We start from the raw sequence: 26,659 nt of genomic DNA on the forward strand, positions 1-26,659 counted from the left end.
GATGGCGAACGGCCTGACAGCCGAGGCGCTGATCCGGCAGAGCAAGCGCGTCACCTTCAAGATCGGCTCCTCGCTGCTGATCGGCAGCGACGGACTGCGGCGCGACTGGCTCGCGACACTTGCCGAAGATCTAGCGGGCTTGCGGGCCCAAGGCGTCGATCTAGTGCTGGTCTCCTCCGGCGCGGTGGCGCTCGGGAGGGCGAAGCTTGGGTTGCCCAAGTCGGCACGGCTGCACTCGAAGCAGGCCGCGGCAGCGACTGGGCAACCCCTGCTGATGCAGAGCTGGGCCGAGGCTTTCGCAACGCACGATGCGCCGGTCGCACAGTTGCTGCTGACGTTCGGGGACACCGAATCTCGCCGACGGTGGCTCAACGCTCGTGCCACCATCGAAACACTGCTCCGCAAGCGCGCCATCCCCATCATCAATGAGAATGACAGCGTAGCCACCGAGGAGATTCGCTACGGCGACAACGATCGCCTATCCGCCCGTGTGGCGCAGATGGTCCGCAGCGACTTGCTCGTGCTGCTCTCGGACGTCGATGGGCTTTATTCAGCCGACCCGCGCGTTCACCCCGGCGCCGAGCACATCGAGTTCGTCGAGCGACTAACGCCGGAAGTCCTTGCCGCAGGCGGTCCAGCGATCACCCAGGGCATCGGTTCGGGCGGCATGCGCACCAAGCTGGAAGCAGCGCGGATCGCCGCCAGCGCCGGCTGTGCGACCGTGATTGCCAGTGGTCATTGCAATCATCCTATCACGGCCATCCTGGAGGGCCAGGCGCGGACGACGACGATCCCGCCGACTGGAACGCCCGCAAGTGCATACAAGCAGTGGATCGCAGGATCGCTTGCTCCCGTTGGGCGGATTCTCATCGACGCTGGTGCCGCGGATGCGTTGCACAACGGCCGGAGCCTCCTCGCTGCGGGTCTCACTCACGTGCAAGGGGAATTCGGCCCCGGCGATTGCGTCACGATCGCCGATCACGATGAGCAGGAAATCGCGCGTGGGCTCATCGGCTATTCCGCAGAGGAGGCACGGGCGATCGCCGGGATTCGAGCGAGCGACATCCCGGCGCGTCTTGGGTACAGTCGTGGCGACGCGTTAATCCACCGCGACGACCTGGTGCTGTTGTGACCATCGAACGCCAGCTTCTGCGAATGGGCCAGGCGGCGCGTGGCGCAGCCATGGAGCTCCGCTCCGCGTCAGCTACTCAGCGCACCGAGGCAATTGCCGCGATGGCTGCCGCGCTTCGCTCGCGCGCAGACCCGATCCTGGTTGCGAACGCCGAAGATTTGGCGGCGGCGAGCAGCAACCGCGACCGTTTGCGGCTGGACGAGCAACGCCTCGAAGCGATTGCGGTAGCGCTGGAGCAAATCGCCGCACTTCCCGATCCTGTTGGAGCGGAGACATCCCGGTGGCAGCGCCCCAACGGTCTGGATATCGCCCGGGTGCGCACTCCGATCGGGGTGATCGGGATGATCTACGAGAGCCGCCCGAACGTCACGGCCGACGCAGCGGCGATCTGCGTCCGCTCCGGCAACGCGATTATCTTGCGCTCCGGCTCCGACGCGTTGCGCAGTAGCATGGCCATCCATTCTGCCCTTGCCGAGGGACTCAACGCGGCGGGCCTACCGGCTGCCTGCGTGCAGATCGTACCCACCGCCGATCGCGAGGCGGTCGACCATCTGCTCGGCGGTCTCGCCGGGGCTCTCGACCTCATCATCCCGCGCGGCGGCCGCGCGCTAGTCGAGCGGGTCAGCACGCACGCCCGTGTTCCCGTGCTGGGCCATCTGGAAGGCGTCTGCCACATCTACGTTCACAGTGCCGCCGACCCGCACATGGCGGCCGAGGTCGTCCACAACGCCAAGCTCCGCCGCGTTTCCATCTGCGGTGCTACCGAGACCCTCCTGATCGACCGGAGTGCGGCTCCTGCGTTACTCCCGATCATTGCCGACGCCCTCGATGGCTGTGAGTTGCGCGGCGACGAAGCTGCGTGCGCGATCCTCCCGATGAAGGCTGCGACCGAGGAGGATTGGCACACTGAATACCTGGCGCCGGTCCTGGCGGTTCGAACTGTCGATGGCATCCAGCAAGCGATCGGTCACATCGCACGCTTCGGGACCGGCCACACCGAGGCAATCATTACCGAGGACACTGCCGCCGCCGAGCGCTTCCTGAACGAAGTCGACAGCGCCATCGTTATCTGGAACGCGTCCACGCAGTTCGCCGATGGCGGGGAGTTCGGCTTCGGAGCAGAGATCGGCATCGCCACCGGCAAGCTCCACGCCCGCGGTCCGGTCGGACCGGAGCAATTGACGACTTTCAAGTACGTCGTTCGTGGGAGTGGCCAGGTCCGGCCATAGCTTGAACTCCCAGCTGTTCACGCCGATGTAGGCGGGACAATACAAAAGGGATCCGCTTCACGTGATTGATCATCAGGACATCGTTTCGCAGCTCGTGCCCATCGTCATCGAGCAGTCCAACCGGGGCGAGCGAAGCTTCGACATTTATTCGCGCCTGCTTCGTGAGCGGATCGTCTTCATCACCGGCGCCATCGAGGATCACATGTCCTCGCTGATCACCGCCCAGTTGCTCTTCCTCGAGTCCGAGAACCCGAAGAAGGACATTTTCATGTACATCAACTCGCCGGGCGGCGTGGTCACCGCCGGGCTCGCCATCCACGACACCATGCAATACATCCGCCCGAAGGTGAGCACGGTGTGCATTGGCCAGGCTGCGTCCATGGGCAGCTTCCTGCTTGCGGCCGGCGAGCCCGGCATGCGTGTGGCGCTGACGAACAGCCGCATCATGATCCACCAGCCCTCGGGTGGTGCCCAGGGCATGGCCGCGGACATCGAAATCCAGGCCCGCGAAATCCTGCGCATGCGCCAGCGCCTCAATGAGCTCTACGCCAAGTACACCGGGCAGAAGCTGGAGGAGATCGAGAAGGCGATGGACCGTGACAAGTTCCTCGAAGCTGACGAAGCGAAGGCGTTCGGTCTGATCGACGAGGTCTTCGACACACGTCCCGAAGCTGGCCAGGACGGCGGCACTGGTGCGGGGGATGTCACCCCAGCCTGACGAGCTGTCAGGCGTCCAACTTCGGACTTCAGGCGGGGACGTAGGTCAATCTGATCACGTCCTCGTCGACCATTTCAGTCCCCGTCAGCCGTAGCCGCGGACGGGCTCCGGCGAAGAACCGCTTGCCCTCGCCGACCACGACCGGATGCAGGTAGATTTGGTACTCGTCGACGAGTCCAAGCTCGCCAAGGCTGTGCGCCAGCTCCGGACCGCCAACTTCGATCACACCGTCGTGCGCCGCCTTGATCTCACGCATCGCGCGTTCGAGATCGCCATCGCCAGCGACCAGCGTGGCGTTTGGCCCGACTCTCTCGAGGGATCGCGAGACCACCCATTTGGGCATCTTGCACCAAGCCGACGCAAAGGCATGCTCCTCGTCCGTCCAATTCGCCTGATGTTCGTCCCAGTAGCGCATGACCTGATACATCTCACGACCGTAGACCGCTCCCGCGCGACCGCCGGTTTGGTCGATGAAGTAACGGAATAGCCGAGGGGCGGGGGCAAAGGCGGTATGATCAATCCGACCGTCCACCGACTGGTTCATTCCGAACACGAACTTGGCCACTTCCCAACCTCCAGCTCAGTGTCTCAACGACTTCGACGACTTAGTCGGCATTGCCCTGTCTTGCGCGCTGATTCAGCAGTCGCAACATTTTCGGTTCTCAAGAGTCGGTAACCTCTTGATTGCAATCGCTTCAGACGGGACGAGCATGTTGACTAGGCACCTCCCGTCCCGAAGCGATGCCGGACACCCGATCCCGTCGATTGAGATACTTTGTGGACGAGTGCCGCGAAGTTCGCGCAACCAGCGAATGGCCATGGACATCCGATACGCACGCGTGACCAAATTGCAGGTAGCTAGGGGATGATGGACGCTGCGCCAGCCTCGGCGGCTGCCCTGGCTGCCCCTCGGGTCGCCCAGAAGCGCAGGTTCCATGCCGTAAGCGGTCTTGGCTACTGGCTGACGGTCACCACCTGCGTGATCATTTGGGCGGGAATGCTGGCCATGCATGCCGATCCGGCGGATTGGGAGGTTCTCAACGCCTTGTATGCGGGTGACCATCCGCTGCTCGCGAGGATGGCCATGGCGATGACGGCCTTCGGTTCTCCGACCATTCGCTATCTCGTACCGGCTCTTGCGGGTCTTGTGCTCGCGGCGAGAAAAAGGCTCATACCGGCTCTGGCAGTCGTGCTGATCCCGCCGTTCGGCAGTTTCCTGGACGAGGTGCAGAAGAAACTGTTTTCATTGCCCCGCCCGCCCGAGCAGTTCCACCTCATCCATGTGCAAACGTATGGCTTTCCCAGTGGCCACTCGGCAGGCTCCTTGATGGTGTACCTCACAGCGGCTTTGCTAGTCACTCAGGTGCAACCGTTCGTCAGGTGGCGGTGGCACGCGATTTGCTGTGCTCTGGCGATCTCGCTCCTGGTTGGAGCAAGCCGCATCATGATCGGCGTGCACTGGCCGACGGACGTGATCGGGGGATGGGCGTTCGGCGCCTTCTGGATACTGATCTGTCTCAGGGCCGAGCGGGAGTTGCGCGGTGCCGACGTGCGGCTTCTTGCGCTCGCTCGGGGGGCGTAGGCGACCCGTTCGCAACGATAGATGCAACCGTGAATGTTCTCCTCTTGTTCCTCAAGAACAAATAGGATACGCACCGTCTCACCAGGCGGAGCTCGGCCGCCGATGAAAGCGGATTGACCGCTTGCATTGACGAAGGAGACAGGGGACATGGCAGCACAGCTCAAAGTGATCGGTAGCGGAATGGAATCCCCCAGCATGGATCGGCAGAAGGCGCTCGAAGCGGCGCTCGCCCAGATTGATCGCGCGTTCGGCAAGGGCTCGGCAATGAAGCTGGGCAGTCGGGAGAAGATCGAGATCGAAACGGTCTCGACTGGCAGCCTCGGCCTCGACATCGCGCTTGGCGTCGGCGGCCTGCCGCGCGGCCGCGTGATCGAGATTTACGGCCCGGAAAGTTCGGGCAAGACCACGCTGGCGCTTCACGCCATTGCCGAAGCGCAGAAGACCGGCGGAACCGCCGCCTTCGTCGACGCTGAACATGCGCTCGACCCGATTTACGCCCGAAAGCTTGGCGTCAATATCGACGAGCTGATCGTCTCACAGCCCGACACGGGCGAGCAGGCGCTCGAGATCGTCGATACGCTGGTGCGTTCGAACGCTATCGACGTCCTCGTGGTCGACTCTGTTGCCGCGCTCGTCCCGCGGGCCGAGATCGAGGGTGAGATGGGCGATAGCCACGTCGGCCTGCAGGCGCGGCTGATGAGCCAGGCGCTGCGCAAGCTCACCGGCTCGATCAGCCGCTCGCGGTGCACGGTCATCTTCATCAACCAGGTGCGCATGAAGATCGGCGTCATGTACGGTAATCCCGAGACGACGACCGGCGGCAACGCGCTGAAGTTCTACGCTTCCGTCCGCCTCGACATCCGCCGCACCGGCCAGATCAAGGATCGCGACGATATCGTCGGCAACACGACCCGCGTGAAGGTCGTGAAGAACAAGGTCGCGCCGCCGTTCAAGCAGGTCGAATTCGACATCATGTACGGCGAGGGCGTGTCCAAGGTCGGCGAGATCCTTGATCTTGGCGTGAAGGCGGGCCTGATCGAGAAGTCGGGCTCGTGGTTCAGCTATGACTCGGTGCGCATCGGTCAGGGCCGCGAAAACGCCAAGACCTACCTCAAGGAAAATCCCGACGTTGCGCAGCGCATCGAAGGCGCAATCCGCGGCCGCACCGAGCAGGTCGGAGAAGCGCTGATGGTCGGTCCGGACGAGGCGGACGTCGCCGCCGAGTAACGCCTCAGGCGGGGTCCTCGGCAACCCTGTTCGGTTCTTCGCGGTTATCGACGCCGGCGAAGAGCCGCTTGGGCTCGGTCAGCAAAATCAGCACGAACCCGCCGGCGGCGCAGAGCGCAGTACCGATCACGAACGGCGTCACTGTCCCGTTGAACTGCTGGCCAATAAGGTAGCCGATTGCGGCGGCTCCGATCGTGCCGACGACGCCCTGGACCGATGAGGCGGTGCCGGCGATTGGCGCCATATGCTCCATCGCCAAGGTGCCGAGGTTCGATGACGCAAAGGCGAAGCAGCCCATCGTCAGCCCTTGAAGGATCATGAAGGTCCACAGCGTCTCCATTCCGGACAACGCGATCACGGCGTGAACGGAAGTGATGAGCATCAGGCCAAGCGATGCGCTGTGGCCGACCAGCCGGAGGCCGAAACGGCCGACAAAGCGCGAGTTCAACCATGAGCAGAGCGCCATGGGTGCGGCGATCGAGGCGAAGACCAGTCCGATGTAACGCGCGGCGTCGAACACTTCCGACACGATTTGCTGAATCGAGCTGATGTAGGCGACGAGCGCCGAGAAGCTGATCGTCGTCGCGAGCGTATAGCCGCGCGACTGCGGTTCACGGACCGTCTCCGCAATCGCGACAAACGTGTCGCGCCAGTCGAGCGGGCGGCGAAACTCTGGATGGAGCGTCTCCGGCAGTCGCATCGTCGACCATGCCAGCATCAGCACTGCGTATCCGGCGATGACGCCGAAGATCAGCCTCCAAGACCCGATCACAAGGATCAGCTGGCCGATATTGGGCGCCAGCACTGGCACCAGCATGAAGACCATGAACACGAGGCTCATGACGCGCGCCATTGCTTCTGCTTCAAACAGGTCGCGCACCATCGCCACGACTAGTACGCGGGTGACGGCGGCCGCTGCGCCCATCGCCACCCGGCCGACGATCAGCAGCGGGAAGCTCCAGGCGAAAGCGCACAGCGCTGCAAACACACCGTAGAGCGCGACGCCGAGGGCCAGGATGGGCTTGCGGCCGAAGCGGTCGGCCAGCGGTCCCCACAAGAGCTGCGTCGACGCGAAGCCGATGAAATAGGCGATGACGACGAGCTGACGATCGTTCTCGCGCGGGACCTCGAGCGACCGTCCGATCTCCGCCAGCGCAGGGATCATGGCGTCGATCGCAAATGCGTTGAGCGCCATGAGCCCGGCGAGAAGCGCCGTCATCTCACGGGTGCCCGGGCGCCGGACGCCGTCCTGAAAAGCCGAATCGAACATGGGAGCGCGCCTGCTGGCCGAACAACCCGACCCGTGCAACAGTGGCGAGCAAAGGAGAGCAGGTGAAATGATCCAGCGGCGCAGCTTTATTGCAGGTGCGGCAGCGATGACAGCGGCGATGACCATCCCGTTCGACCGCGTCATGGCGACCGCTGGCGATGAGCTGAGGCGACTGCCGCTGCCTCCACCCATCTCGTCGGCCGAGCGCCTGCGCCGTATCGCCAGTGCCCGTGAATTGATGCAGCAGAACGGCATCGGCGCCGTGATCGTCGAGGCCGGATCGAGCCTCGATTATCTCACGGGCGTGCAGTGGTTTCGGTCCGAGCGCCTCACCGCCGCTGTCATCCCGGCGCGTGGCGAGCCGATCATCGTGACGCCTTTCTTCGAGAGCCCGTCGGTCAAGGAGACCCTGGCGATCCCCGCCGAGGTCCGCACCTGGAACGAAGACGAGGAGCCACTTAAGCTTGTCGCCGACTTCCTCCGTGAGCGCGGCGTCGCGTCCGAGCCCGTGGGATTCGAGGAGACCGACCGCTACTTCATCTTCGATCGGCTGATCCAGCAGCTGCCCGCCTTCAAGGCGGTCAGCGCCAACCCCGTCGTTCGCGCGCTGAGGATGAGAAAGTCGCCCGCCGAGCTGGCGCTGATGCAGGTAGCCAACGACATCACCGGACGCGCTATGCGCCACGCTGGCGAGCGCGCACGAGCCGGCATGACCCCGGCTGACTTCGGCGCTGCCATTGACGCGGCGACTGTCGCGCTGGGGGGCAGCCCTGAGTTCTCGCTTGTCCTGATCGACGAAGCCGCCGCGCAGCCGCACGGCTCCAAGAAACCGCAGGTGGTGAAGCGGGGCAGCACGGTCCTGTTCGACTGTGGCTGTACGGTGCACGGCTATCAGGCCGACATCTCCCGCACCTTCGTCTACGCCGCTGATCCGACCGCCGAACAGCGCAAGGTTTGGAACCAGGTCCACGAGGGCCAGCAGATCGCAATCCGTGCCGCCAAGGTCGGCGTTCCCGCCGGCGCGGTCGATGACGCAGTCCGCGCGGCTTACGAGAGTTGGGGCTACGGACCCGGCTACAAGCTTCCCGGCCTGTCGCACCGCACTGGCCACGGGATCGGCATGGACGGGCACGAACCTGTCAACCTGGTGCATGGCGAGACGACGCCGCTGGCGCCCGGCATGTGCTTCTCCGATGAGCCGGGAATCTACCTGCCGGGCAAGTTCGGCGTCCGCCTTGAGGACTGCTGGCACATGACCGAAGCCGGGCCGAAGTTCTTCAGCCAGCCGCCACCAAGCATCGATCGCCCGTTCGGCTAGAGGCGCTCAGGCCTCGGCGCGAGCGTGGTGCGATGGCGCGTGCGGCGGCTCGATGTCCGGCGGCTCGGGTGCCTCGAACTTGCCTTCCCAGCGCGCAACCACGCTGGCCGCCACCGCGTTGCCAACCACGTTCGTTGCCGACCGCCCCATGTCGAGGAAGTGATCGACGGCAAGGATCAGTAGCAGCCCGGCCTCGGGGATCCCGAACATCGACATCGTCGCCGCAATCACCACCAGGCTGGCCCGGGGCACGCCGGCCATGCCTTTCGATGTGATCATCAGAACCAGGAGCATCGTGATCTCCTGCCCGATCGAGAGGTGAATTCCATATGCCTGCGCGATGAAGATCGTCGCGAAGGTCATGTACATCATCGAGCCGTCGAGATTGAAGGAATAGCCGAGCGGCAGGACGAAGCTTGCGATGCGCGGCGGCACCCCGAAGCGGTCGAGCGCTTCCAGTGTCCGCGGGTAGGCGGCTTCGCTCGATGCCGTGGAGAAGGCCAGGACGACGGGATCGCGGATGTAGCGGACCAGGTGGCGGGTGCGCGGACCGACGATCACAAAGGCGGCGCCGATCAGGATTGCCCAGAGCAGGACGAGCCCCAGGTAGAAACTGCCGACGAACTTGCCCAGAGTTGCGATGATCTGCGGCCCGCGTTCGGCGAGCGCGCTGGTAACCGCGGTGAACACTGCCAGGGGCGCGAAACGCATGACGTAGTCGGTCACCTGGAGCATGACGCGGACAAGCGCCTCGACGCCGCGGACGACCGGCGCCCCCTTCTCCCCGACGGCCGTCAAGGCAACCCCGAAGAAGATCGAGAAGATGACGATGGGAAGGATTTCGTTGGTGCTCATCGCCTCGAAGATCGAGGCTGGCACCAGGTGCGTCACGAAGTCCTTCAGGTTGAACGCGGCGGTTTCCACCCCGCTTCCGGCGGTCGCCGGAGGAAGCGGCAGGTTGAGCCCGATCCCGGGGTGCAGAACGGTGACCAGCAACAGTCCCAGCAGCAGCGACACGACGCTCGCACCGATGAACCATACGAGTGATCGCACGCCGACGCGGCCAAGCGCCGCAACGTCGCCCATGTGCGCAATGCCGGCCACCAGGGTCGAGAAAACCAGCGGGGCGATGATCATTTTGATCAGGCGCAGGAACAGCGCCGTGACGATGCTGAGATAGTCGGCGATCGACTTGAGCCGCTCGGCACTTGCCGGCGTGCCGTCGTCGAAAGCGGCGTTGATCGCCCAGCCGGCGACAAGGCCGAGCACCAGCGCAATCAGGATGTACCTGGTCAGTTTCGTCGCCATTGCGTTCCCCTTCGGCTCTGACCCAAGCGGGTGGCTCGCACTGCGTCAAGCGCTTCACACAAGTGGGGCCGGCGGCTAGGCGACCGCCCATGCCCCAATCCCCTGCGCCGAACTTCTCCTGGGACATGCTGCCGGCGCGCTACCGTGTGATCCTGTGCGACATCTGGGGCGTCGTTCACGACGGCGTTCGGTTGAACCCCGGAGCAGCCACAAGGCTTCGCCGCTGGCGAGAAGCGGGCCGCTTCGTCGTTCTCATCACCAACGCGCCGCGTCCCGCCGACGCTGTCGCAAGTTACCTGGACCGGATGGGGCTGCCGCGTTCGTGCTGGAGTACCATTGTGACCAGCGGCGAAGCCGGCATCGAGGCACTGAACGCGCTGGCGAAGCCCGTCGGCTTCATCGGAACCGCGGACGACCGAAGCGTGCTGGAGGGCAGGGGAGTCCGCATCGCTGAAGACGATGACTTCTCGGACCTCGCCTGCACTGGATTCCGCGAGGAGCAGCCGGCTGTCGGACACTACCGTCCCGAGCTGGCGCGGCTTGCGGCGCAGGGCGTCCGTTTGCACTGCCTGAATCCCGATCGCGTGGTCATGCGCGGGAAGGTTGCCGAGCCGTGCGCGGGGGCCCTCGCCGACATTTACGAGGAGCTCGGCGGGGCGGTCAGTTGGTACGGCAAGCCATACCCGTCGATCTACGATCATGCGCTCCGCGTCGCGGGCGACCCGGCGGCAGAGCAGGTGCTCGCCGTTGGCGACGGGCTCCAGACCGATATGCTCGGCGCCGCTCGCATGGGCTTCGACAGTGTTTTCGTGAGCGGCGGGATCCATGCCGGCGAGCCGTTTCCGCGGGAATTCGCGTCTTCCCGCGGACTTGGCGATTGGCAGCCGATCGCGGTCGTTGCTGGCCTAGCCTAGAGCACCATCGGATGGTGGCTTGGTGCGTACCCGCCGGTGCTCGCCGCGAAGCATCAGCATCATCACTCCGGCGTTGACCACGTTGCCGAGCACAAGCGCGATGGCGGCGCCGACGATGTCCCATCGCCAGGCGAGGGGTGCAATGGTGAGGAAGAATGCAGCGCTTCCGAGCAGTCGCGCCTTAAGCGGCCCGTCCGAACGGCCGAGCGCATACAGCATCGGGGAAAGCGGGAAGCTGAAGATCCCGATGACCGGAATGGCCATGAGGATCACCAGCGGCGCGTAGGCGCCGAGGAACGCCTTGCCGAACAGCAGGCCCATGAGCGGCTTGCCGCCGAGCAGGACGATGGTGACCGCGATCAGAGCGATTCCACCGATCAAGGCGGTGCTACGGAGCATCAACTTCCACGGCCGCTTGGAAGTGAGGTCCATGCGCATGACTTCGGGGTAAAAAGCCTTCCCTAGCAGGTCGGCCGGCTTCTGGGCGCTGTCGGCCAGGGTTGATGCGACCCGGAACAATGCCGCGCCCGCTGGACCGAGAAGGCTGCCGACAACCAGCCGTCCGATGGGTCCCCACACCGCCTGCACGCTGCTCGCGAGATTGACGTCGATCGCAAAACGCCAGACGCCCGGTAGCAATGTCGGGCGCAGCGTCGGCCGGATACCCGTCAGCAGGTCGTGGCGCCTCATCTCGCGGATGGCGAACAGCCACGGGGACGCCTGGCCCAAGAACTCCGTAACGTACCAGATGGCCACGTACACGGGGAAACCCGCATGGGAGACGAATGCGATCAATGCCAGCATCGCCCGCGCGATCGGCGTGATCGTTCCCGACCAGCTTATCAGATCGAAGCGGTCGAGCACGCGAAGCGCGCCGTCGGGGGTCGCCGTACTCATGACCGGTACGAGGGTGCAGTAGAACACCCCGAGCCAGAGGAACTGCGGCTTGATGCCGACCCATGCCGCTATGAACGGGAGGAGGGCCGCTCCGGCAATCATCCCGAGGATTCCGCTGATCATGTCGAGCGCGAATGCGAAACCGACCGCGACCTTGAAATGCTCGGCGTCGCCCTGCGTTACGGCATGCCCGCCGAAGCGAACGATGAGCTGCCATGACTGGAACTTGGTGATTCCAGTCACGGCCTTGGTGTAGCTGGTAATGAGGATGAGCGTGCCAAACAGGATCACGCCCAGGCCGCGGCCGGCAAAGGCAAGCGTCGCCACGCCACAAATCGCGGCGACGATCTTGGAAATGCCCAGGTACGAGCTGTTCTTGACCAGCGATCGCAGATGCTGATCTTTGAACCAATGCTTCATCGCCGGCTCGCCTAGACGAGCGCTGCGCGACTGTCGCGTTTCAATTGGCGCTTAGGCAGGCTCGGGGACGCGGGCCTGGAGCACCTTCTCCGCCAGCGGGCCGTTAAGCTCGGCCAAGTGGTCGAACGCCGCCTCGTAGGTCGCCAGGCCATGGCTCTGCGACCGCAGCTCGGCTTCCAGACCGCTGAGTTCGGCTTCGGGGATGAGCGCTTCGATGCGGTCCCACCCGTTCCAGCCGTCCCGCGGAGCCATTCCGAGCATCTGCCCGCGTCGGCCGGCGATACCCGAAGTGATCCGGCTCGTGGCGCTGGATGGGCAGACCACCGTAAGCCTTTGGATGGGCTCGAGCAGGTGCGGCTGGGCCGCGGCGAGTGCCTCGTGCATGGCGATCCGTCCGGCAACGCGGAAAGCAAGCTCGCTGCTATCGACGCTGTGATAGCTGCCGTCGACCAGGGTTACGGCGACGTCCACCACCTGGAACCCGAGCGCGCCCTTCTGGAGGGCTTCGCGGACACCGTCCTCGACGGCGGGTATCCACTGGCGCGGCACTGCGCCGCCGGTGATTTTTTCCTGGAACACGAAGCCGGAACCCCGCGGCAAAGGCGCCAGTTCGATGACGACATCGCCGAACTGCCCATGTCCACCCGTCTGCTTCTTGTGCCGGCCGCGCTGGCTAACGCCTTTACGGATCGATTCCCTGTAGCCGATCGTCGGCGCGTGGGATTTCACCTCCACGCCATAGCGCCGCTTGAGCCGCGCGAGCACCGTCTTGAGGTGCTCGTCGTTGACGCCCTTGAGGAGTATCTCGTGGCTGGCGTCAGCATGCTCGACGGCCAGCCCCGCGTCTTCTTCGAGCAGCCGCTGGAGCGCTCCCGAGAGCTTAACGTCGTCCTTGCGGTCGGCAGGCTCGATCGCGATCGTGCAGTTGCGGGCAGGGAACTCGACCTCGATCTCGCCGGGCAGCTGTCCGACTCCAAGCCATTGTCCGGCCTTGATGGTGTCGATCTTGGCGACAGCGACGAGGTCACCTTCACGCGCTTGCTCCACCTTCTGCGTCTTTTCTCCCAGCACGCTGAAGGTTGCTCCGAGGCGCACGCGGGTTCCGTCGCCGGCCTTGAGCTCCGAGCCCTCAGCGATTCGCCCGCCGAGCGCCCTTGCAAGCGCCAGTCGACCCACCGCACCGTGAAGTGCCTTGAACACGTAGAGCGAGGGATCTGAAACGCCGAGCCGCGCCGCCGTTGCGCCGGGGCTCGGTGTTTCGTGACGCAGCGCCTTCAGCAGTCGCCGTACGCCCCAGGAACTGATCGCGGAGCCGAACAGGACGGAAACACCGAGAGTCTCGCTCGTCTCGCGGGCAAGATCGTGGAAAATGCGTTCTGGACTTGGCGTTTGGTCGCTGAGCAACTGCTCGAGAAGCGCGTCATCGTGGTCTGCGAGCTGTTCCAGCATGTGCGTCCGCGCTTCGATTTCCCGGTCCTGCAGCTCGGAAGGGATTTCGATGCGCTCGGATTGCGCACCGGGGCGGTAGCGGAACGCCCTCTCCAGAGCGAGGTCGATGAAGCCGGTGATCCGCTCGCCTTCGCGGATTGGCACCTGTCGAGCGATGAGCGGCGAAACGCTGACCGGCTGAAGCGCCGAGAGCAGATCCCGGATGCGGCCGTGCGCCTGGTCGATGCGGTTGACGAAGATGAGATGCGGGATGCCGAGCTCGTCGAGGGCACGCAAAGCGGGAGCGGCGAGCGGCGCGCGCGCCGGGTCAGGATCGACGACGACAATCGCCGCATCCGCAATGGCCAGCGCGCGAGCACCGTCGGCCGCGAACCCAATCGCGCCCGGCGAGTCGACGAGTGCGAACGCTTCGCCGAGGTAATCGAAATTGTAGAGGTTGAGCTCAGTCGACCCGCCGCGCTGGCGGCTTTCCGGACTGAAGTCGCCGATGCTCGAGCCGTTGGCCGTTGAGCCGAGGCGGTCGCTGGCGCCGGCTGCGAAGAGCATTGCTTCGGCGAGACTGGTCTTTCCCGCGCCGGCGGGTCCCACCAGCGCGATGACTCGAGTGCCTTTGGTTTCTCCAGCCCGATTGCCCATGTGCGAACTCTCCCTTCGTCCGGTTCACGGGCGGGCGAGTCGCTCTTCGAAATGGCGCTCGGGCGCCCAGTGGATGCTCCACCGTCCGCCTGTTTTGGCGTGTTGGCAAGAGGGGAACGGCTTGCTTGCCGCAGGGTTGGGGCGGGGCAAGGAGCTTAGCTGATGGCCACTGTTGCCGACCCTGTTGCGAACACCGCCGAGGCGGCGCCCGGACATCGAGGCCGGGAGGCCGACACGCCGACAGACATCCCCGCCGGTGGGTGGAAAGAGATCGCCCTTCGAACCTGGAAAGAGTCGTCAAAGGACAACGTATCCCTCGTTGCTGCAGGCGTCGCCTTTTACGGCTTCCTCGCAATGGTGCCGATGCTCGGCGCAACGGTGCTGACCTACGGACTGGTCGCGAGCCCGGAAACCGTGCTGCACAATGTCCAGTCGCTCGCGACGACGCTGCCGAAGGATGTTGCGACGCTGATCGGCGACCAGCTGCTCAACGTCGTCAAGACCTCGAGCGGCAAGAAGGGCTTCGGCCTTACGGTGGCGCTGGCAGTCGCCTTGTGGGGCGCCCGTAATGCCGCTGGGTCGATCGTGATCGCTCTTAACATCGCTTATGAGGAAGAGGAGAAAAGAGGCTGGTTCAAGGTGACTCTGCTTTCGCTGGCAATCACCGTAGCCGCCGTTGTCCTGGCTCTCGTGGGAGCAGCCGCCGTGGGCGTGATGGCGCAACTCGAAAGCCTGCTGCCCGGCCTTGGTCCCCTAGGCGTCATTGCCGGCAAAGTGCTCGCTTACTTACTGCTTGCTGCCGTTGCCGCAGCAGCCGCGGCTACGCTGTACCGCTACGGACCTTCTCGGAGCAAGGCGAAGTGGACCTGGATCACGCCCGGAACGCTGCTCTTCGCGATTGGCTGGGTCGTGCTGACCCTTGGTTTCACCTTCTACGTTTCGAACTTCGGCAACTACAATGTGACCTACGGCTCGCTCGGCGGAGTGATTGTCCTTGTCACCTGGCTCTACCTCTCGAGCTTCATCCTGCTCTACGGCGCGGAGTTCAATTCCGAAGTCGAGCACCAGACGGCGCGAGACACGACGGCCGCCCCGCAGGAGAAGGCTCTCGGGAGCCGCGGAGCATGGTCGGCAGACCATGTCGCGGACGGCCCAGCGGACGAAGGAAAGGAAAGTGGCAATGGCGGCACTTCGCCAATGTCCGATGACGCGGGCGGGAGGAAACCGGCTGCTCACGCCGCGCCCGCGGCCGCTCCCCAGGGCGCGGGCGAACATACCTATGTCGTCGCGCGGGCGACCAACCGCGCAGCTGCACTCGCGGGGCTGCGCAAGGTAGGGATGATCTCGGCGGCGCTTTCGACGATCGGCCTGTCGCTGCTGCGCAAGCGCGGCAGGGAAGGGGCCGGCGCTGCGCTGCTCGCCACTGCAGCTGGAATCTCACTGTTGAAGCGCGTCGATTAGTGCAACTGCCGTGACGTCATGACGGAGCCCGGCACCGATCCGCGCGGTCACACCGCCACGTCACCAACCCAGATGCCGAAGGCAGCGTGGAAGGACATTGTCGCCCGCACCTACAAGCGGACCTGGGACGACAATGTCGCACTGGTGGCCGCGGGCGTCGCATTCTACGGCTTTTTCGCCTTGCTCTCTCTGCTGGGCCTGATCGTCATCTCCTATGGTTTCTTCGCCGAGCCGAAGACTGTCATCGACCAGATGAGCAAGCTCACCGTAGTGCTCCCGAACGACGTCGCAGTTCTCATCGGCGACCAGTTGCTCCGCGCGGTCGACGCCTCGCAGAACACCAAGGGGCTAGCGCTGCTGCTCGCCATTGCGGTCGCTTTTTATGGCGGTACGAACGGGGCGACGGCCGTCATGACGGCGCTCAACATCGCCTATGAGGAGAAAGAGAAGCGCGGGCTCGTCTCTTTCTACCTGCGCGCGCTCGGCATGACCGGGGCCGCCTTGGTCATCGCGCTGGCAGCGATTGCGGCGACGGCAGCATTGGCGGCGCTGCAGAAGCTGTTCCCGCAAGCCGACCCGCTAGTGGTCATAGCCGGCAAGATCCTCGGTTACGCGCTGCTCTGCGTCGTCGCGGCAGCGATCGCCGGCACGCTCTACCGCTACGGTCCATCACGAGAAGGCGCGAAGTGGCGGTGGATCACGCCCGGATCGGCGTTCGCCGCAATCGCCTGGCTTATCCTTACAGGGGCATTCGGTTTCTACGTCACTCGCTTTACCAATTACGAGGCGAGCTACGGATCGCTTGGTGCCGTCGTTGCGCTTCTCACCTGGATGTACCTGTCCGCCTACGCCTTCGTGTTCGGCGCCGAGCTAAACAGCGAGATCGAGCACCAGACGGCGATCGACAGCACGACCGGCTATCCCAAGCCGATGGGCCGACGCGGCGCGTGGGCGGCGGACAACGTTGCCGTTGATGACACCGTGCAGGACCGGCCCGAGGAGGCGCGGGAAGGGGAGAAGCTGACCCAGGCCGCGCCTCAGGTCGCCAAGGACGAGGACTAGGCGGCCGGAAGCAGCTTCTGCTCGCCAGCCAAGCGCAAAAGAGCGGCCTGCAGCTTCTCGAAGGCACGGACCTCGATCTGCCTGATCCGCTCACGGCTGACGTCGTAGACCTGGCTTAGCTCTTCCAAGGTCTTCGGCTCGTCGGTGAGGCGCCGCTCCATCAGGATGTGGCGCTCGCGTTCGTTGAGCGATTCCATCGCGTCCATCAGCAGCTCGTGCCGGACCCGGCTTTCCTGGTCGTCGGCGATCTGCTCGTCCTGCAAGGGTCCGTTGTCGACCAGGAAATCCTGCCACTGGTTCTCGGCACCCTCGTCGCCCTTCAGCGGCGCGTTGAGGCTGGTATCGCCGCCCATCGACATGCGGCGGTTCATGGAGACGACTTCGTCCTCGCTGACGCCAAGATCGGTGGCAATCTTGGTCACGTCCTGGGGCTTTAGGTCGCCTTCCTCGAAGGCGTTGATCTGGTTCTTCATCCGGCGAAGGTTGAAGAACAGCTTCTTCTGGTTCGCCGTCGTGCCCATCTTCACGAGCGACCAGGCCCGCAGGATGAATTCCTGGATAGAGGCGCGGATCCACCACATGGCGTAGGTCGCAAGGCGGAAGCCACGTTCCGGCTCGAACTTCTTGACGCCTTGCATCAGGCCGACGTTGCCCTCGGAGATGAGGTCGCTGACCGGCAAGCCGTAGCCGCGGTAACCCATGGCGATCTTGGCAACGAGACGGAGGTGCGAATTGACGAGCTTCGCCGCCGCTTCGGTGTCGCCATGCTCGCGCCAGCGCTTGGCGAGCATATACTCTTCCTCAGGGCTGAGGATCGGGAACTTCTTGATTTCCGACAGATAGCGGTTGAGCCCGGCCTCCCCACCGGACGCGGGGAGCGAGACGATGCCTTGCTGCTGTGCCATTTCTCTCGTCTTTCTCCCTTTTAGGCCAGGAGCCGAGAACGCCCTAACCAGTGATTTCCTATACACCAAGCGCAGTGAACAGTTCCTGCATGTCCGACGGCATGCCACTTGAGAACGACAGCCTGCTTTTGGTCACCGGATGCGTAAAGCCGAGCTTCGCCGCGTGAAGCGCCTGCCGTCCAAAACCGAGTTCCGCCAGCAGCTTGCGGTGCGTCTTTCCACCGCCGCCGTAAACCGGGTCGCCAAGTAGCGGGTGACCGATCGAAGCCATGTGAACCCGCACTTGGTGAGTCCGTCCGGTCTCGAGCCTGCACTCCACGAGCGCCGCGTCTCTCAAAACGTTCAGCCGTGTCCAATGGGTCACTGCGCGTTTGCCGCGCTGGCTCTCCACAATCGCGATCTTCTTTCGGTTCGTGGCCGACCGTGCGAGCGGCGCATCGAGCGTGCCTTCGCTGGCCTTCGGCACCCCGGACACGATCGCGAGATAGCGTCGGTCGATGCTGTGGGCGGCGAACTGCTTCGCCAGTCCTTCGTGAGCAACATCGGTCTTTGCCACCACCAGGAGCCCGGAAGTGTCCTTGTCGATCCGGTGAACGATGCCCGGCCTCGCGACGCCGCCAATCCCCGACAGGCTACCGCCGCAGTGGTGGAGAAGCGCATTCACGAGCGTGCGGTCAAAATTTCCCGCGGCGGGGTGCACGACCAGGCCGGCCGGCTTGTCGACGACCAGGAGATGCTCGTCCTCAAAGGCGATCGTAAGGGGAATGTCCTGCGGTTCGTTGTGCGCAGGCTCCGGCTCCGGGACCGCAAGAACGAACTGCTCGTCACCGCGCACCTTGGTGGCCGGGTCGCGCACCGCGCCGCCTGCGCGTTCCACTGCGCCGCTCCGGATCAGCGTCTTCAGACGCTCGCGCGACAGCGTCGGCAGCGCGTCTGCAAGCGCACGGTCAAGCCGCCACCCTGCATGCCCTGCATCGAGCTGCACATCGATCGATCCGTGAACCCCCATTCGCCAGTCGATATGGGTTGGAACGCTTGCGGTTCAATCCCCTCGAATCCTTGCACGTTCTGCGGCTTTGCCCCATCAACCCGCGCTATGAACGCGGTCGACCTTGCCAGCCTGCTCTGCTCCCGGCTCTGCCACGATCTGATGTCCCCGGTTGGAGCGCTGAACAACGGCATCGAACTGCTGGCGGATGAGCCGGATCCGCAGATGCGGGAGAAGTGCCTCGAACTGCTCGCCGACAGCGCCCGCGCCTCCGCGAACAAGCTCAAGTTCTTCCGCCTCGCATTTGGTGCCGGTGGTGGCTTCGGCGAGGAGATCGACACCCGCGAGGCCCAGTCTGCAATCGAAGGTGTGTTCGGGCCCGAGCGGCGGATCGAGCTCGGCTGGATGGTATCGAGCGACAGGCTGCCGAAGGGAGCGCTGAAGCTGCTTCTCAACCTCGCGCTGCTTGCCGGCGACGCGCTGGTCCGCGGCGGCCGCCTCGATGTCGGGGCCGAGCGCAGCGACGAAGGCATCGAGATCGTGATCAGGGGCGAGGGACCGCGCGTGCTCCTCGACCCGGCGCTTCGCCAGACGCTCATTGGCAATCCCGGCAGCGGAACCGTCGAAGCAAGAGCCGCGGGTGCCTGGCTTGCCAATGCGCTTGCGCAGGAGGTCGGCGGGACCATCCAGCTCTCCGACCCGTCGAGCGACGTCCTGCTGATCGGCGTCCGCCTCCCCGCCACAGGGATAACGGCGCGTTAACTCCTGCCCGGCATAACGGCTTAAACGCCGGGGGTAGCACGCGCAGTGGACGATCTGATTGCCGATTTCGTAGCGGAGTGCCGCGAAATGCTGGAAGCGCTGGGCGGCGAGATCGTCGCCTGGGAAGCTGAGCCGGACGACCGCGCACGCCTCGATTCCATCTTCCGCTTCGTCCACACCGTTAAAGGCAATTGCGGCTTCTTCGATTTCCCGCGGCTCGAGGCACTTAGCCATGCTGCCGAAGACGCACTCGCCGACGTTCGCAGCGGACGCCGCGTTCCCGACGGCCAACTGGTTAGTGCGGTTCTCGCCATCATCGACCGCATCGGCGAGATGGTCTCGGCGATCGAGGCGGGCGAAGCGATGCCTGCCGGCGACGACAGCGCGCTCATCCACGCGCTTGCTCCCGGAGCCGAAGGCCCTGCAGCGCCGCTCGTCGCAGCCTTGGGCGAAGGGCAGGGCAAGGCATCGGCTGCGCCCCGCACCATCCGGCTTTCCGTCGAACTGCTCGATCGCGTGATGAGCACGGTCTCGGACATGGTGCTCGCGCGCAACGAGCTTGCTCGCCGGCTCCGCGAGGCGCCGACCGAAGTACCCGTCGACGGCGCCTTCGAGCGGCTGTCGGCCATTATCGCCGAGATGCGCGACGCGATCACACGCACCCGCATGCAGCGGATCGAGAACCTGTTCGTCGCGCTCCCCCGCATGGTCCGCGACCTTTCGGCCGAACTCGGCAAGCAAGTGCTTGTCGACGTCGAGGGCGGCGACGTGGAGCTCGATCGCGAGATGATCGAGATGATCCGCGATCCGCTCACCCACATCGTCCGCAACGCGGTCGATCACGGCATCGAGAAGCCAGCCGAACGGCTCAAGGCCGGCAAGCGCGAAATCGGCATGCTCTGCGTTTCCGCCCGCCAGTCGGGCAACCAGATCCTCATCGACATTCACGACGATGGACGCGGGATCGACGGCAACCGGCTCGTCGAAAAAGCGATCAGTGCGGGGCTGCTAGATAAGGCGGCTGCCGCACAGCTTTCCCCACGTGAGAAGCTGGCCCTGATTTTCGAGGCGGGCCTCTCGACCGCCAAGCAAGTCACCGCCATCTCCGGCCGCGGCGTCGGGATGGACGTGGTCCGCTCCAACGTCGAACGCATCGGCGGCATTGTCGAGGTTGACAGCAAGCCGGGCGAGGGCACCAGCATGACGCTGCGCGTGCCGCTCACCCTCACGATCATTCCGGCGCTCACCGTCTCCATCGGCTCACACCATTTCGCGATCCCGCGCTCCGCGATCGAGGAAATCGTCCGCGCGAATGGCGCATCTGTCACCCTCGAGCGCATCGGCGGCGCAGGCGTTGCGACCATCCGCGGCCGCCGCGTCCCGGAAGTCTCGCTCGCCGACATTCTCGGCCTTGAGAGCGACGTTGCAGAGCTGGACCGCACCTTGATCGTGCTGCGCCCGGCTGGCGGCGACCTTTATGCACTCGCCGTCGACCGCATCCACGACCACGAGGAATTGGTCGTGAAGCCCGCCGCTCCGGCGGTGATGGCCACGGGCATCTATGCCGGTACGACTCTCGCCGACGACGGTAGCCCGATCCTTCTGTTCGACGCTGCCGGACTTGCCCAAGTCGGCGGTATCCGTCTCGAAACGCAGGAGCGCTCCGCGCGCATCGCTGAAGGCCCGGTCACCGATACGGGACCCAAGTCGGTGCCGGTGCTCCTGTTCCGCGAACTGGGTGGGGCCCGCCGCGCGCTTCGTTTGGCCGTCGTCGACCGCATCGAGGAAGTCGCTCGCGACGCGGTCAAGATGGCAGCGGGCCAGCTCCGCGTGCAGCTCGGCGAAGCGATCGTGCCTCTGGCCGGTGCAGCGCTTGATCAGCTGTCAGACGAGAAGGTCCGCCTGTTCCGCCTGAACGACGGGGCGCATGAGGTCGGCTACGCATTCCGCGAGGTGATCGACTTCGCTGCCATCGACAATGAAGTGCTACACTCCGACCACCCAGGTGAGATCAGCGGCGTGACACTCATCGACGGCGAGCCGGCAGAAATCGTCGATGCTCACTGGCTGTTCGCCAATCACGTCGGCTCTGCCGCCCGCCTCAGCGAACCGGCCGTATGCCGCCTCGCGAGCAGTGATCCGTGGATGCAGAACATGCTCCGCCCGATGGTCGAAGCCGCCGGGTACAAGGTCGTCGGCGACGAACATACCGGGCCAGCGGATCTCGTCATTGCCGCAGAAGGGCAGGAGGTCGGCCGCGATGCAGCTGGCCGGACCATCCGCCTGCGCAGCAAACCCGACGCGGCCGGCAAGAAGGACGACAGCATCTACCGGTACGATCGCGCCGGTCTTCTGATGGCGTTGAAGTCGGCTGTTGCGGGAGGCGGCAAGTGAACGAGCTTCTGTTGGTCGTCGTGATCGCGGGGGAGCGCGTGGCGCTGCCTGCATCCGCGGTGGAGTCCGTCGTCGAACTCGACACGCTTATCCCAGTGCCCCGCGCGGCTCCGCACGTCGCGGGTCTTTCGGCACTTCGCAGTCGCGTGCTCACCGTAATCGACTGCATCCGTTCACTTGAACTTGGCTCGGCGGGTCCGACTGAGGGCATCCAGGAAGCGGCGGTCGTCGAAGTGGACGGCCACCACTACGCGCTGATCGTCGACCTCGTCGAAGACGTCGTCGAAGCGCAGTCCGAGCCAACGCCGGTCCGCGCCGCGATGGGCACGGGCTGGGAGCGCGCCTCCGTGGGCATGGTCGAGACCGAAGCCGGACCTCTGCTCCTGGTCGATGTTGCCGCGCTGATCGGCGGCGTCGAACGCCAGGCCGCTGCTTAAGCTCTTCGTTACCGTTCCGTCCTAAAGCTCAATCGAACCGAAGCGAGAACACAGGCATGAAAAGCTGTTTGATTGTCGATGATTCCAAGGTGATCCGGAAGGTTGCCCGGCACATCCTTGAAACGCTGGAGTTCAACGTCGACGAAGCTGGCGATGGCCAGGAGGCGCTTTCGCGCTGCGAAGCCAGCATGCCCGACGTCGTCCTGCTCGACTGGAATATGCCGGTGATGAGCGGGATGGAGTTCCTGAAGCTCCTGCGCCAGCGCGGCCACAGCGACCAGCCGAAGGTCGTGTTCTGCACCACCGAGAACGACATGGCGCACATCCGCGCGGCCCTCGAAGCCGGAGCGGACGAATATGTCATGAAGCCGTTCGACCGTGAGACGCTTCACATCAAGCTGCAGCTCGTCGGCGTCGCCTGAGTTCGTGAACGTGGAGCGGGCGCTCGCCAGATCGCGGGACCGCCACGAAGGCGCACGACCCTCACGCCGACCCATCCGGCTGATGATCGTCGACGATTCGATGATCGCCCGCGCGGTGCTTTCGCGGATGGTGGAAGGCGATGAAGCATTCGAGATTGCCGCCGTCGCCGGCACGGCCGAAGACGCCATCGAAGCCCTGCATCAGGTCCGCGTGGACATCATCATCCTCGATCTGGAAATGCCCGGAGCGGGTGGTCTCAAGTCAATTCCGCGCATCATCGCCGCCGCAGCCGGCGCCAAAGTGATGATCGTTTCTTCTCTTGCCGAAGAAGGCGCGGAGCAGACCGTTGCCGCGCTCGCACTTGGCGCTGCCGATACACTGCCGAAGCCCGGTACCGGACGCTTCAACGGGCGCTTTTCCGAGATCCTCCTGGGTAAGCTCAAGGCGCTGGGCTATGCCAGCAGCGCCGATGCCGAGCCTCGGCTGCAGACGTCATCCGGTTCGCCGCTGCCATTGCGCGCCATGCCCGCCGATCCGATCGATGTGCTTGCGATCGGCGCGTCGACCGGCGGAATCCACGCCCTCGCCACACTGTTCCAGGCTCTGCCGCGCCGAATTGGCGTGCCGATCCTGGTCACCCAACACCTGCCTTCGCCGTTCATGCCGGTATTTGCACGCCAACTCGCCGCTGCGGCCCATCGGTCAGCGACCGTCGCCGTGGACGGCATGAGGCTCGTTCCTGATGAAATCTTGCTCGCCCCAGGCGATGCTCATCTGACGCTGGACCTCGATGGCGACCGCGCAGTGGTGCGCCTGACCGATGGCCGTGCCTCGAGCGGCTGCATGCCTTCGGTCGATCCAATGCTTGCGTCGGTCGCAGCTCTCTACGGGGCAGGCGCACTCGGCGTCGTGCTCACCGGCATGGGCCGCGACGGCGTTGAAGGCGCTGCGCGCCTCGTTGCCCGAGGGGGCTCCGTCATCACCCAGGACGAGGCCAGCTGCGCCGTCTGGGGCATGCCCCGCGCGGTTCTCGAAGCCGGACTCGCCTGCGCGGCACTGCCTCCGGAGAAGATCGCTCGTCGTATCGCGTCCCGGACCGAGGAGCCCTCGTGCAAATAAGCGACAGCTCAAGCCGAATTCTCGCGGGCCTGCTGGAGGCGCGCACCGGTCAGCAACTGACCATCAGTCGCCGCTGGCGGATCGAAACCGCCCTGAGCTCGCTGCTCCGTGAACGCGGCATTTCCACGCTCGACGAACTCATCACCATCCTGGTGATGGGCCGCGAACCGAGCCTGTCCCAGAAAGTTGTCGAGGCCTTGCTCAACAACGAGACCTACTTCTTCCGCGACCGCGCCCCGTTCGATCTCCTTGCGCGCCATGCGCTTCCGGAGCTCGCAAAGCGCCTAGAGAAGAGCCGGCGCCTGCGGATCTGGTCCGCGGGCTGCTCGACGGGTCAGGAAGTCTATTCGCTGGCGATGCTGTTTGCGGAGAACGCCGAGGCCTGGCGCGGCTGGACGATCGACATTCTCGGCACCGATGTCTCGAACGAGTGCGTCGATCGCGCCCGCGCCGGCGCCTACAGCCAGTTCGAGGTCCAGCGCGGCCTTGGTATTGCCCAGATGATCAAGTGGTTTGAGGAATGTCCTGACGGCTGGCGCGCAGTCGAGACTCTCCGCCGGCCGGTCCGCTTTCAAGTTCACAACTTGCTCGAGCCCGCGCCGCACCCGGGTGGCTTCGACATTGTGCTGTGCCGCAATGTCCTGCTCTACCTCAGCGCCGACAAGCGTGCGCTCGCATTCGAGCGGCTCGCTTCCGCAATGGCCGAGGACGGCTGGCTGATGCTGGGTGCCGGTGAGACCGTCATTGGCCAGACCGGCAAGTTGGGCCCCGATATCGGCGCGCGCGGGCTTTACCGGCTCGTCGGCGACGGCAGCCGCGTCGAAAAGCGCAAGTTTCCGGACCGGAGGGCTGCACCCGGGGCTTGACCGCGGGGCAAAGCTGGTGCGCCATAGCCGTTATGGAATTCGTGGAGCGACCCTCGCCAAACTTCGACGAGCGAACGCTGCCCGTCTCGATGATCGTTCTCCATTATACCGGCATGCCCGATGCGCAGGGAGCGCTCGACCGGCTCACCTCTCCGGAAGCGAAAGTCTCATGCCACTACCTCGTTGACGAGGACGGCACGGTGTTTCGGCTGGTGGATGAGTCGAAGCGAGCATGGCACGCCGGCAAGGCGCGGTGGCGCGGGGTCACCGACGTCAACGGCGCCAGCGTCGGCATCGAGATCGTCAATCCGGGCCACGAGTTCGGTTATCGCCCTTTCGCCGACGAGCAGATTGCGTCGCTGATCCCGTTGGTCGCCGACATCAAGGAGCGTCACGGAGTCGGCCGCGGCAACGTCATCGGCCATTCCGATGTGGCGCCTGCGCGCAAGGAAGATCCCGGCGAGTTGTTCCCGTGGGATGCACTCGCCAAGCGCCGGCTCGCGCTGCCCAGTCCGACGCGCGACCTTATCGACCCGTTCTGGACCGACGCCGGCTTCCTGCTGGCATTGGAGCGGTTCGGCTATGACGTCACCGACACGCAGAAGGCCGTCATCGCCTTTCAGCGGCGCTTCCGGCCGGAGGTCATCGACGGCATCATCGATGGCGAGTGCCGCGCCAAGCTCCTCGCTCTGTTGCTGCCGCGCCCGCAATAGACCATATGCCGCTCGCCAGAGGGCCGGGCGGCCGCGGCTCGCGAAAGCGGGGCGAGGAAAGTCCGGGCTCCACGGAACAACGGTGCCGGGTAACGCCCGGCGGTCCCGGCCTCGGCCGGGATCAGGGACAGTGCCACAGAAAGCAGACCGCCCGCCTTCGGACGGGTAAGGGAGAAAGGGTGCGGCAAGAGCGCACCGCGGTCCTGGCAACAGGGCCGGCAGGGTAAACCCCACCGGGTGCAAGACCGAATAGGGGCGGCACATGGGCTGGTTCCGGCTCGTCGCCCGGGTTGGTTGCTTGAGAGGCGGGGCAACTCGTCTCCTAGAGGAATGGCCGCACAGTCACCGCGTCATGCGGCGATGGACAGAACCCGGCTTACAGGCCCTCTGGCGAATTTCTTTGATTGGCGCTGCGCTCGCAAAGCGCTCGTGGTGTGATTAGGTAAGTAGGCATGCCGAAGCAGAAGAGGTCCGACGACTGGGGTTTTCCGCGCTGGCGCTCCTATGGCGACAAGAGCCGGGGCGCAGCGAAGGTGCGCCTGTGCGACCGCGAGGGCTGCACGGAGATTGGCGACCGGCCTGCACCCAAGGCGCCCAACAGTCCCGACCGCTGGTATTTCTGCGAGGCGCACGCCGCCGAGTACAATCGGAACTGGAACTACTTCGCGGGTCTCAGCCCGGAAGAAGCCACGCGCCGTGCCGCCGAGGAGGAGCAAGGCAACGGGGGCTTCCGCCAATCCGCGCAGTGGAAGTGGGGTGGTCCCGGCGATGGCAGCCGCAGCCGTGACGAGATGCGCGCGCTCGAAGCGCTCGAGCTGGAAAGCGATGCGGACTTCACCGCGATCAAGGCGGCGCACCGGCGCCTTGTCAAAGAAACCCACCCCGACGCGAACCCCGGCAACGAGGAAGCCGCGAAGCGCTTCAAGGAAGTTCAGGCTGCCTACGACGTGTTGAAGAAGGCCGAAGAGCGGAAGGGCGACCAGCCGGCCTAGGCGGTGGCCGCGTAGCGTTGCGCCGTTTCCTTCACGAGAGCGATCATGTTGGGCACGCCTTGGGTCCGGTTGAAGCTCAGATGCTTCGACAGCTCAAAAGGTGCAAGCGCGGCGTTCACGTCCATCGCCGCAAGCTCCGTTGCCGCCTTGTCCTGGACGGACGCCAGGACCAGCGCCACGATCCCCTTCGTGATCGCAGCATTGCTGTCGGCGACAAAGTGCAGCTTTCCGTCCCGGACCGTCGGGTAGAGCCACACTGAAGCCGAACAGCCGCGAACCTTCGTCGCGTCCGTCTTGAGCGCGTCTGACATCGGCTCCAGCTCGCGCCCGAGGTCGATCAAGAGACGATAGCGATCTTCTCCGTCCAGCATCTGGTAATCGTCGAGGATCGCATCGAGGGAGGGCAAAGCCATACCAAGCCGCTATCACCGAGCGTG

General features: G+C 64.9%; 25 protein-coding genes and 1 other RNA gene. 18 read left to right on the forward strand and 8 right to left on the reverse strand.

Annotated features, from left to right (window positions below):
- Position 1 precedes the first annotated feature (1 nt).
- The 3 genes from proB (at position 2) to clpP (ending at position 3,079) form a co-directional block, all read left to right on the forward strand.
- On the forward strand, positions 2–1,132 hold the full coding sequence (proB, locus tag ACUXST_RS02790) for a glutamate 5-kinase (protein WP_458388418.1): 1,131 nt from the start codon (positions 2–4) through the stop codon (positions 1,130–1,132).
- Positions 1,129–2,361 carry a glutamate-5-semialdehyde dehydrogenase gene (locus tag ACUXST_RS02795; protein WP_458388419.1) on the forward strand — a complete coding sequence of 411 codons (1,233 nt, stop codon included), beginning with the start codon at positions 1,129–1,131 and terminating at the stop codon, positions 2,359–2,361. Before proB ends, ACUXST_RS02795 begins: the two co-directional genes overlap by 4 nt.
- 61 nt (positions 2,362–2,422) lie before the next feature.
- Positions 2,423–3,079, forward strand: a complete 657-nt coding sequence (gene clpP, locus ACUXST_RS02800) for an ATP-dependent Clp endopeptidase proteolytic subunit ClpP (RefSeq protein ID WP_458388420.1) — start codon at positions 2,423–2,425, stop codon at positions 3,077–3,079.
- Positions 3,080–3,107: 28 nt separating this feature from the next.
- Here clpP and ACUXST_RS02805 read toward each other — a convergent pair whose 3' ends face one another.
- Positions 3,108–3,644 (reverse strand): dihydrofolate reductase family protein, encoded by a 537-nt coding sequence (locus ACUXST_RS02805; RefSeq protein ID WP_458388421.1) that lies wholly within the window; start codon positions 3,642–3,644, stop codon positions 3,108–3,110.
- Positions 3,645–3,947: 303 nt separating this feature from the next.
- Between ACUXST_RS02805 and ACUXST_RS02810 the strand changes: the two genes are divergently transcribed.
- Both ACUXST_RS02810 and recA read left to right on the forward strand, forming a co-directional pair.
- Positions 3,948–4,661, forward strand: a complete 714-nt coding sequence (locus ACUXST_RS02810) for a phosphatase PAP2 family protein (RefSeq protein ID WP_458388422.1) — start codon at positions 3,948–3,950, stop codon at positions 4,659–4,661.
- Between the two features lie 147 nt (positions 4,662–4,808).
- Positions 4,809–5,888, forward strand: a complete 1,080-nt coding sequence (gene recA, locus ACUXST_RS02815; RefSeq protein WP_458388423.1) for a recombinase RecA — start codon at positions 4,809–4,811, stop codon at positions 5,886–5,888.
- Between the two features lie 4 nt (positions 5,889–5,892).
- Here the strand turns inward: recA and ACUXST_RS02820 are convergent, their stop codons facing one another.
- Positions 5,893–7,158, reverse strand: a complete 1,266-nt coding sequence (locus tag ACUXST_RS02820) for a multidrug effflux MFS transporter (protein ID WP_458388424.1) — start codon at positions 7,156–7,158, stop codon at positions 5,893–5,895.
- 67 nt (positions 7,159–7,225) lie between these two features.
- Here ACUXST_RS02820 and ACUXST_RS02825 point away from each other — a divergent pair, with 67 nt between their 5' ends.
- Positions 7,226–8,476 carry a M24 family metallopeptidase gene (locus ACUXST_RS02825; RefSeq protein ID WP_458388425.1) on the forward strand — a complete coding sequence of 417 codons (1,251 nt, stop codon included), beginning with the start codon at positions 7,226–7,228 and terminating at the stop codon, positions 8,474–8,476.
- A gap of 6 nt (positions 8,477–8,482) precedes the next feature.
- Here the strand turns inward: ACUXST_RS02825 and ACUXST_RS02830 are convergent, their stop codons facing one another.
- Positions 8,483–9,784, reverse strand: coding sequence for a dicarboxylate/amino acid:cation symporter (locus tag ACUXST_RS02830; RefSeq protein WP_458388426.1), 1,302 nt, complete (start codon positions 9,782–9,784; stop codon positions 8,483–8,485).
- 89 nt (positions 9,785–9,873) lie between these two features.
- Here ACUXST_RS02830 and ACUXST_RS02835 point away from each other — a divergent pair, with 89 nt between their 5' ends.
- Entirely contained in the window at positions 9,874–10,698 is an 825-nt protein-coding gene (locus tag ACUXST_RS02835) for a TIGR01459 family HAD-type hydrolase (protein ID WP_458388427.1), read from the forward strand.
- Here the strand turns inward: ACUXST_RS02835 and ACUXST_RS02840 are convergent.
- Positions 10,690–12,015, reverse strand: coding sequence for a lipopolysaccharide biosynthesis protein (locus tag ACUXST_RS02840; protein WP_458388428.1), 1,326 nt, complete (start codon positions 12,013–12,015; stop codon positions 10,690–10,692). The two genes, ACUXST_RS02835 and ACUXST_RS02840, sit on opposite strands and share 9 nt — an antisense overlap.
- Positions 12,016–12,066: 51 nt before the next feature.
- Positions 12,067–14,100, reverse strand: a complete 2,034-nt coding sequence (locus ACUXST_RS02845) for an elongation factor G (RefSeq protein ID WP_458388429.1) — start codon at positions 14,098–14,100, stop codon at positions 12,067–12,069.
- A gap of 162 nt (positions 14,101–14,262) precedes the next feature.
- Here ACUXST_RS02845 and ACUXST_RS02850 point away from each other — a divergent pair, with 162 nt between their 5' ends.
- On the forward strand, positions 14,263–15,561 hold the full coding sequence (locus tag ACUXST_RS02850; RefSeq protein ID WP_458388430.1) for a YihY/virulence factor BrkB family protein: 1,299 nt from the start codon (positions 14,263–14,265) through the stop codon (positions 15,559–15,561).
- Positions 15,562–15,579: 18 nt separating this feature from the next.
- Complete coding sequence (locus ACUXST_RS02855) at positions 15,580–16,623, forward strand: YihY/virulence factor BrkB family protein (protein WP_458388431.1); 1,044 nt, start codon at positions 15,580–15,582, stop codon at positions 16,621–16,623.
- On the opposite strand, the gene rpoH is transcribed toward ACUXST_RS02855, so the two are convergent.
- The gene (gene rpoH, locus ACUXST_RS02860) at positions 16,620–17,528 is read right to left on the reverse strand and encodes an RNA polymerase sigma factor RpoH (RefSeq protein ID WP_458388432.1); all 909 of its coding nucleotides are present in this window, start codon (positions 17,526–17,528) and stop codon (positions 16,620–16,622) included. The genes ACUXST_RS02855 and rpoH overlap by 4 nt on opposite strands.
- 58 nt (positions 17,529–17,586) lie before the next feature.
- Entirely contained in the window at positions 17,587–18,537 is a 951-nt protein-coding gene (locus ACUXST_RS02865; RefSeq protein ID WP_458388433.1) for an RluA family pseudouridine synthase, read from the reverse strand.
- A gap of 87 nt (positions 18,538–18,624) precedes the next feature.
- Between ACUXST_RS02865 and ACUXST_RS02870 the strand changes: the two genes are divergently transcribed.
- From ACUXST_RS02870 to ACUXST_RS02910, 9 genes are all read left to right on the forward strand, one after another.
- A complete protein-coding gene (locus ACUXST_RS02870; protein WP_458388434.1) occupies positions 18,625–19,278 on the forward strand; it encodes a histidine phosphotransferase family protein in 654 nt (217 codons plus the stop codon).
- Positions 19,279–19,323: 45 nt separating this feature from the next.
- Positions 19,324–21,672 (forward strand): chemotaxis protein CheA, encoded by a 2,349-nt coding sequence (locus ACUXST_RS02875; RefSeq protein ID WP_458388435.1) that lies wholly within the window; start codon positions 19,324–19,326, stop codon positions 21,670–21,672.
- A complete protein-coding gene (locus ACUXST_RS02880) occupies positions 21,669–22,109 on the forward strand; it encodes a chemotaxis protein CheW (RefSeq protein WP_458388436.1) in 441 nt (146 codons plus the stop codon). The genes ACUXST_RS02875 and ACUXST_RS02880 overlap by 4 nt, the downstream gene beginning before the upstream one ends.
- 56 nt (positions 22,110–22,165) lie before the next feature.
- On the forward strand, positions 22,166–22,531 hold the full coding sequence (locus ACUXST_RS02885) for a response regulator (RefSeq protein WP_458388437.1): 366 nt from the start codon (positions 22,166–22,168) through the stop codon (positions 22,529–22,531).
- An 82-nt stretch (positions 22,532–22,613) separates the two neighbouring features.
- Positions 22,614–23,651, forward strand: coding sequence for a chemotaxis-specific protein-glutamate methyltransferase CheB (gene cheB, locus ACUXST_RS02890; RefSeq protein WP_458388438.1), 1,038 nt, complete (start codon positions 22,614–22,616; stop codon positions 23,649–23,651).
- Positions 23,642–24,517: a CheR family methyltransferase gene (locus tag ACUXST_RS02895; RefSeq protein ID WP_458388439.1), complete on the forward strand. Its 876-nt coding sequence runs from the start codon at positions 23,642–23,644 to the stop codon at positions 24,515–24,517. Before cheB ends, ACUXST_RS02895 begins: the two co-directional genes overlap by 10 nt.
- A gap of 32 nt (positions 24,518–24,549) precedes the next feature.
- Positions 24,550–25,230: an N-acetylmuramoyl-L-alanine amidase gene (locus tag ACUXST_RS02900; RefSeq protein ID WP_458388440.1), complete on the forward strand. Its 681-nt coding sequence runs from the start codon at positions 24,550–24,552 to the stop codon at positions 25,228–25,230.
- A gap of 15 nt (positions 25,231–25,245) precedes the next feature.
- An RNA gene (gene rnpB, locus ACUXST_RS02905) (RNase P RNA component class A) lies at positions 25,246–25,625 on the forward strand.
- A gap of 57 nt (positions 25,626–25,682) precedes the next feature.
- Complete coding sequence (locus tag ACUXST_RS02910; RefSeq protein WP_458388441.1) at positions 25,683–26,222, forward strand: J domain-containing protein; 540 nt, start codon at positions 25,683–25,685, stop codon at positions 26,220–26,222.
- Here the strand turns inward: ACUXST_RS02910 and ACUXST_RS02915 are convergent.
- Entirely contained in the window at positions 26,219–26,635 is a 417-nt protein-coding gene (locus ACUXST_RS02915; RefSeq protein WP_458388442.1) for a SufE family protein, read from the reverse strand. The genes ACUXST_RS02910 and ACUXST_RS02915 overlap by 4 nt on opposite strands.
- Between the last annotated feature and the right edge of the window lie 24 nt (positions 26,636–26,659).

The organism is Sphingomonas sp. F9_3S_D5_B_2 (assembly GCF_054263715.1).

Excerpts from the sequence above, each read along its gene's own strand:
- proB (WP_458388418.1), top strand. The coding sequence starts at position 2 with ATGGCGAACGGCCTGACAGCCGAGGCGCTGATCCGGCAGAGCAAGCGC.
- ACUXST_RS02810 (WP_458388422.1), top strand. The coding sequence starts at position 3,948 with ATGGACGCTGCGCCAGCCTCGGCGGCTGCCCTGGCTGCCCCTCGGGTC.
- recA (WP_458388423.1), top strand. The coding sequence starts at position 4,809 with ATGGCAGCACAGCTCAAAGTGATCGGTAGCGGAATGGAATCCCCCAGC.
- ACUXST_RS02820 (WP_458388424.1), bottom strand. The coding sequence starts at position 7,158 with ATGTTCGATTCGGCTTTTCAGGACGGCGTCCGGCGCCCGGGCACCCGT.
- ACUXST_RS02825 (WP_458388425.1), top strand. The coding sequence starts at position 7,226 with ATGATCCAGCGGCGCAGCTTTATTGCAGGTGCGGCAGCGATGACAGCG.
- ACUXST_RS02830 (WP_458388426.1), bottom strand. The coding sequence starts at position 9,784 with ATGGCGACGAAACTGACCAGGTACATCCTGATTGCGCTGGTGCTCGGC.
- ACUXST_RS02835 (WP_458388427.1), top strand. The coding sequence starts at position 9,874 with ATGCCCCAATCCCCTGCGCCGAACTTCTCCTGGGACATGCTGCCGGCG.
- ACUXST_RS02840 (WP_458388428.1), bottom strand. The coding sequence starts at position 12,015 with ATGAAGCATTGGTTCAAAGATCAGCATCTGCGATCGCTGGTCAAGAAC.
- ACUXST_RS02845 (WP_458388429.1), bottom strand. The coding sequence starts at position 14,100 with ATGGGCAATCGGGCTGGAGAAACCAAAGGCACTCGAGTCATCGCGCTG.
- ACUXST_RS02850 (WP_458388430.1), top strand. The coding sequence starts at position 14,263 with ATGGCCACTGTTGCCGACCCTGTTGCGAACACCGCCGAGGCGGCGCCC.
- ACUXST_RS02855 (WP_458388431.1), top strand. The coding sequence starts at position 15,580 with ATGACGGAGCCCGGCACCGATCCGCGCGGTCACACCGCCACGTCACCA.
- rpoH (WP_458388432.1), bottom strand. The coding sequence starts at position 17,528 with ATGGCACAGCAGCAAGGCATCGTCTCGCTCCCCGCGTCCGGTGGGGAG.
- ACUXST_RS02865 (WP_458388433.1), bottom strand. The coding sequence starts at position 18,537 with ATGGGGGTTCACGGATCGATCGATGTGCAGCTCGATGCAGGGCATGCA.
- ACUXST_RS02870 (WP_458388434.1), top strand. The coding sequence starts at position 18,625 with ATGAACGCGGTCGACCTTGCCAGCCTGCTCTGCTCCCGGCTCTGCCAC.
- ACUXST_RS02885 (WP_458388437.1), top strand. The coding sequence starts at position 22,166 with ATGAAAAGCTGTTTGATTGTCGATGATTCCAAGGTGATCCGGAAGGTT.
- cheB (WP_458388438.1), top strand. The coding sequence starts at position 22,614 with ATGATCGTCGACGATTCGATGATCGCCCGCGCGGTGCTTTCGCGGATG.
- ACUXST_RS02900 (WP_458388440.1), top strand. The coding sequence starts at position 24,550 with ATGGAATTCGTGGAGCGACCCTCGCCAAACTTCGACGAGCGAACGCTG.
- ACUXST_RS02910 (WP_458388441.1), top strand. The coding sequence starts at position 25,683 with ATGCCGAAGCAGAAGAGGTCCGACGACTGGGGTTTTCCGCGCTGGCGC.
- ACUXST_RS02915 (WP_458388442.1), bottom strand. The coding sequence starts at position 26,635 with ATGGCTTTGCCCTCCCTCGATGCGATCCTCGACGATTACCAGATGCTG.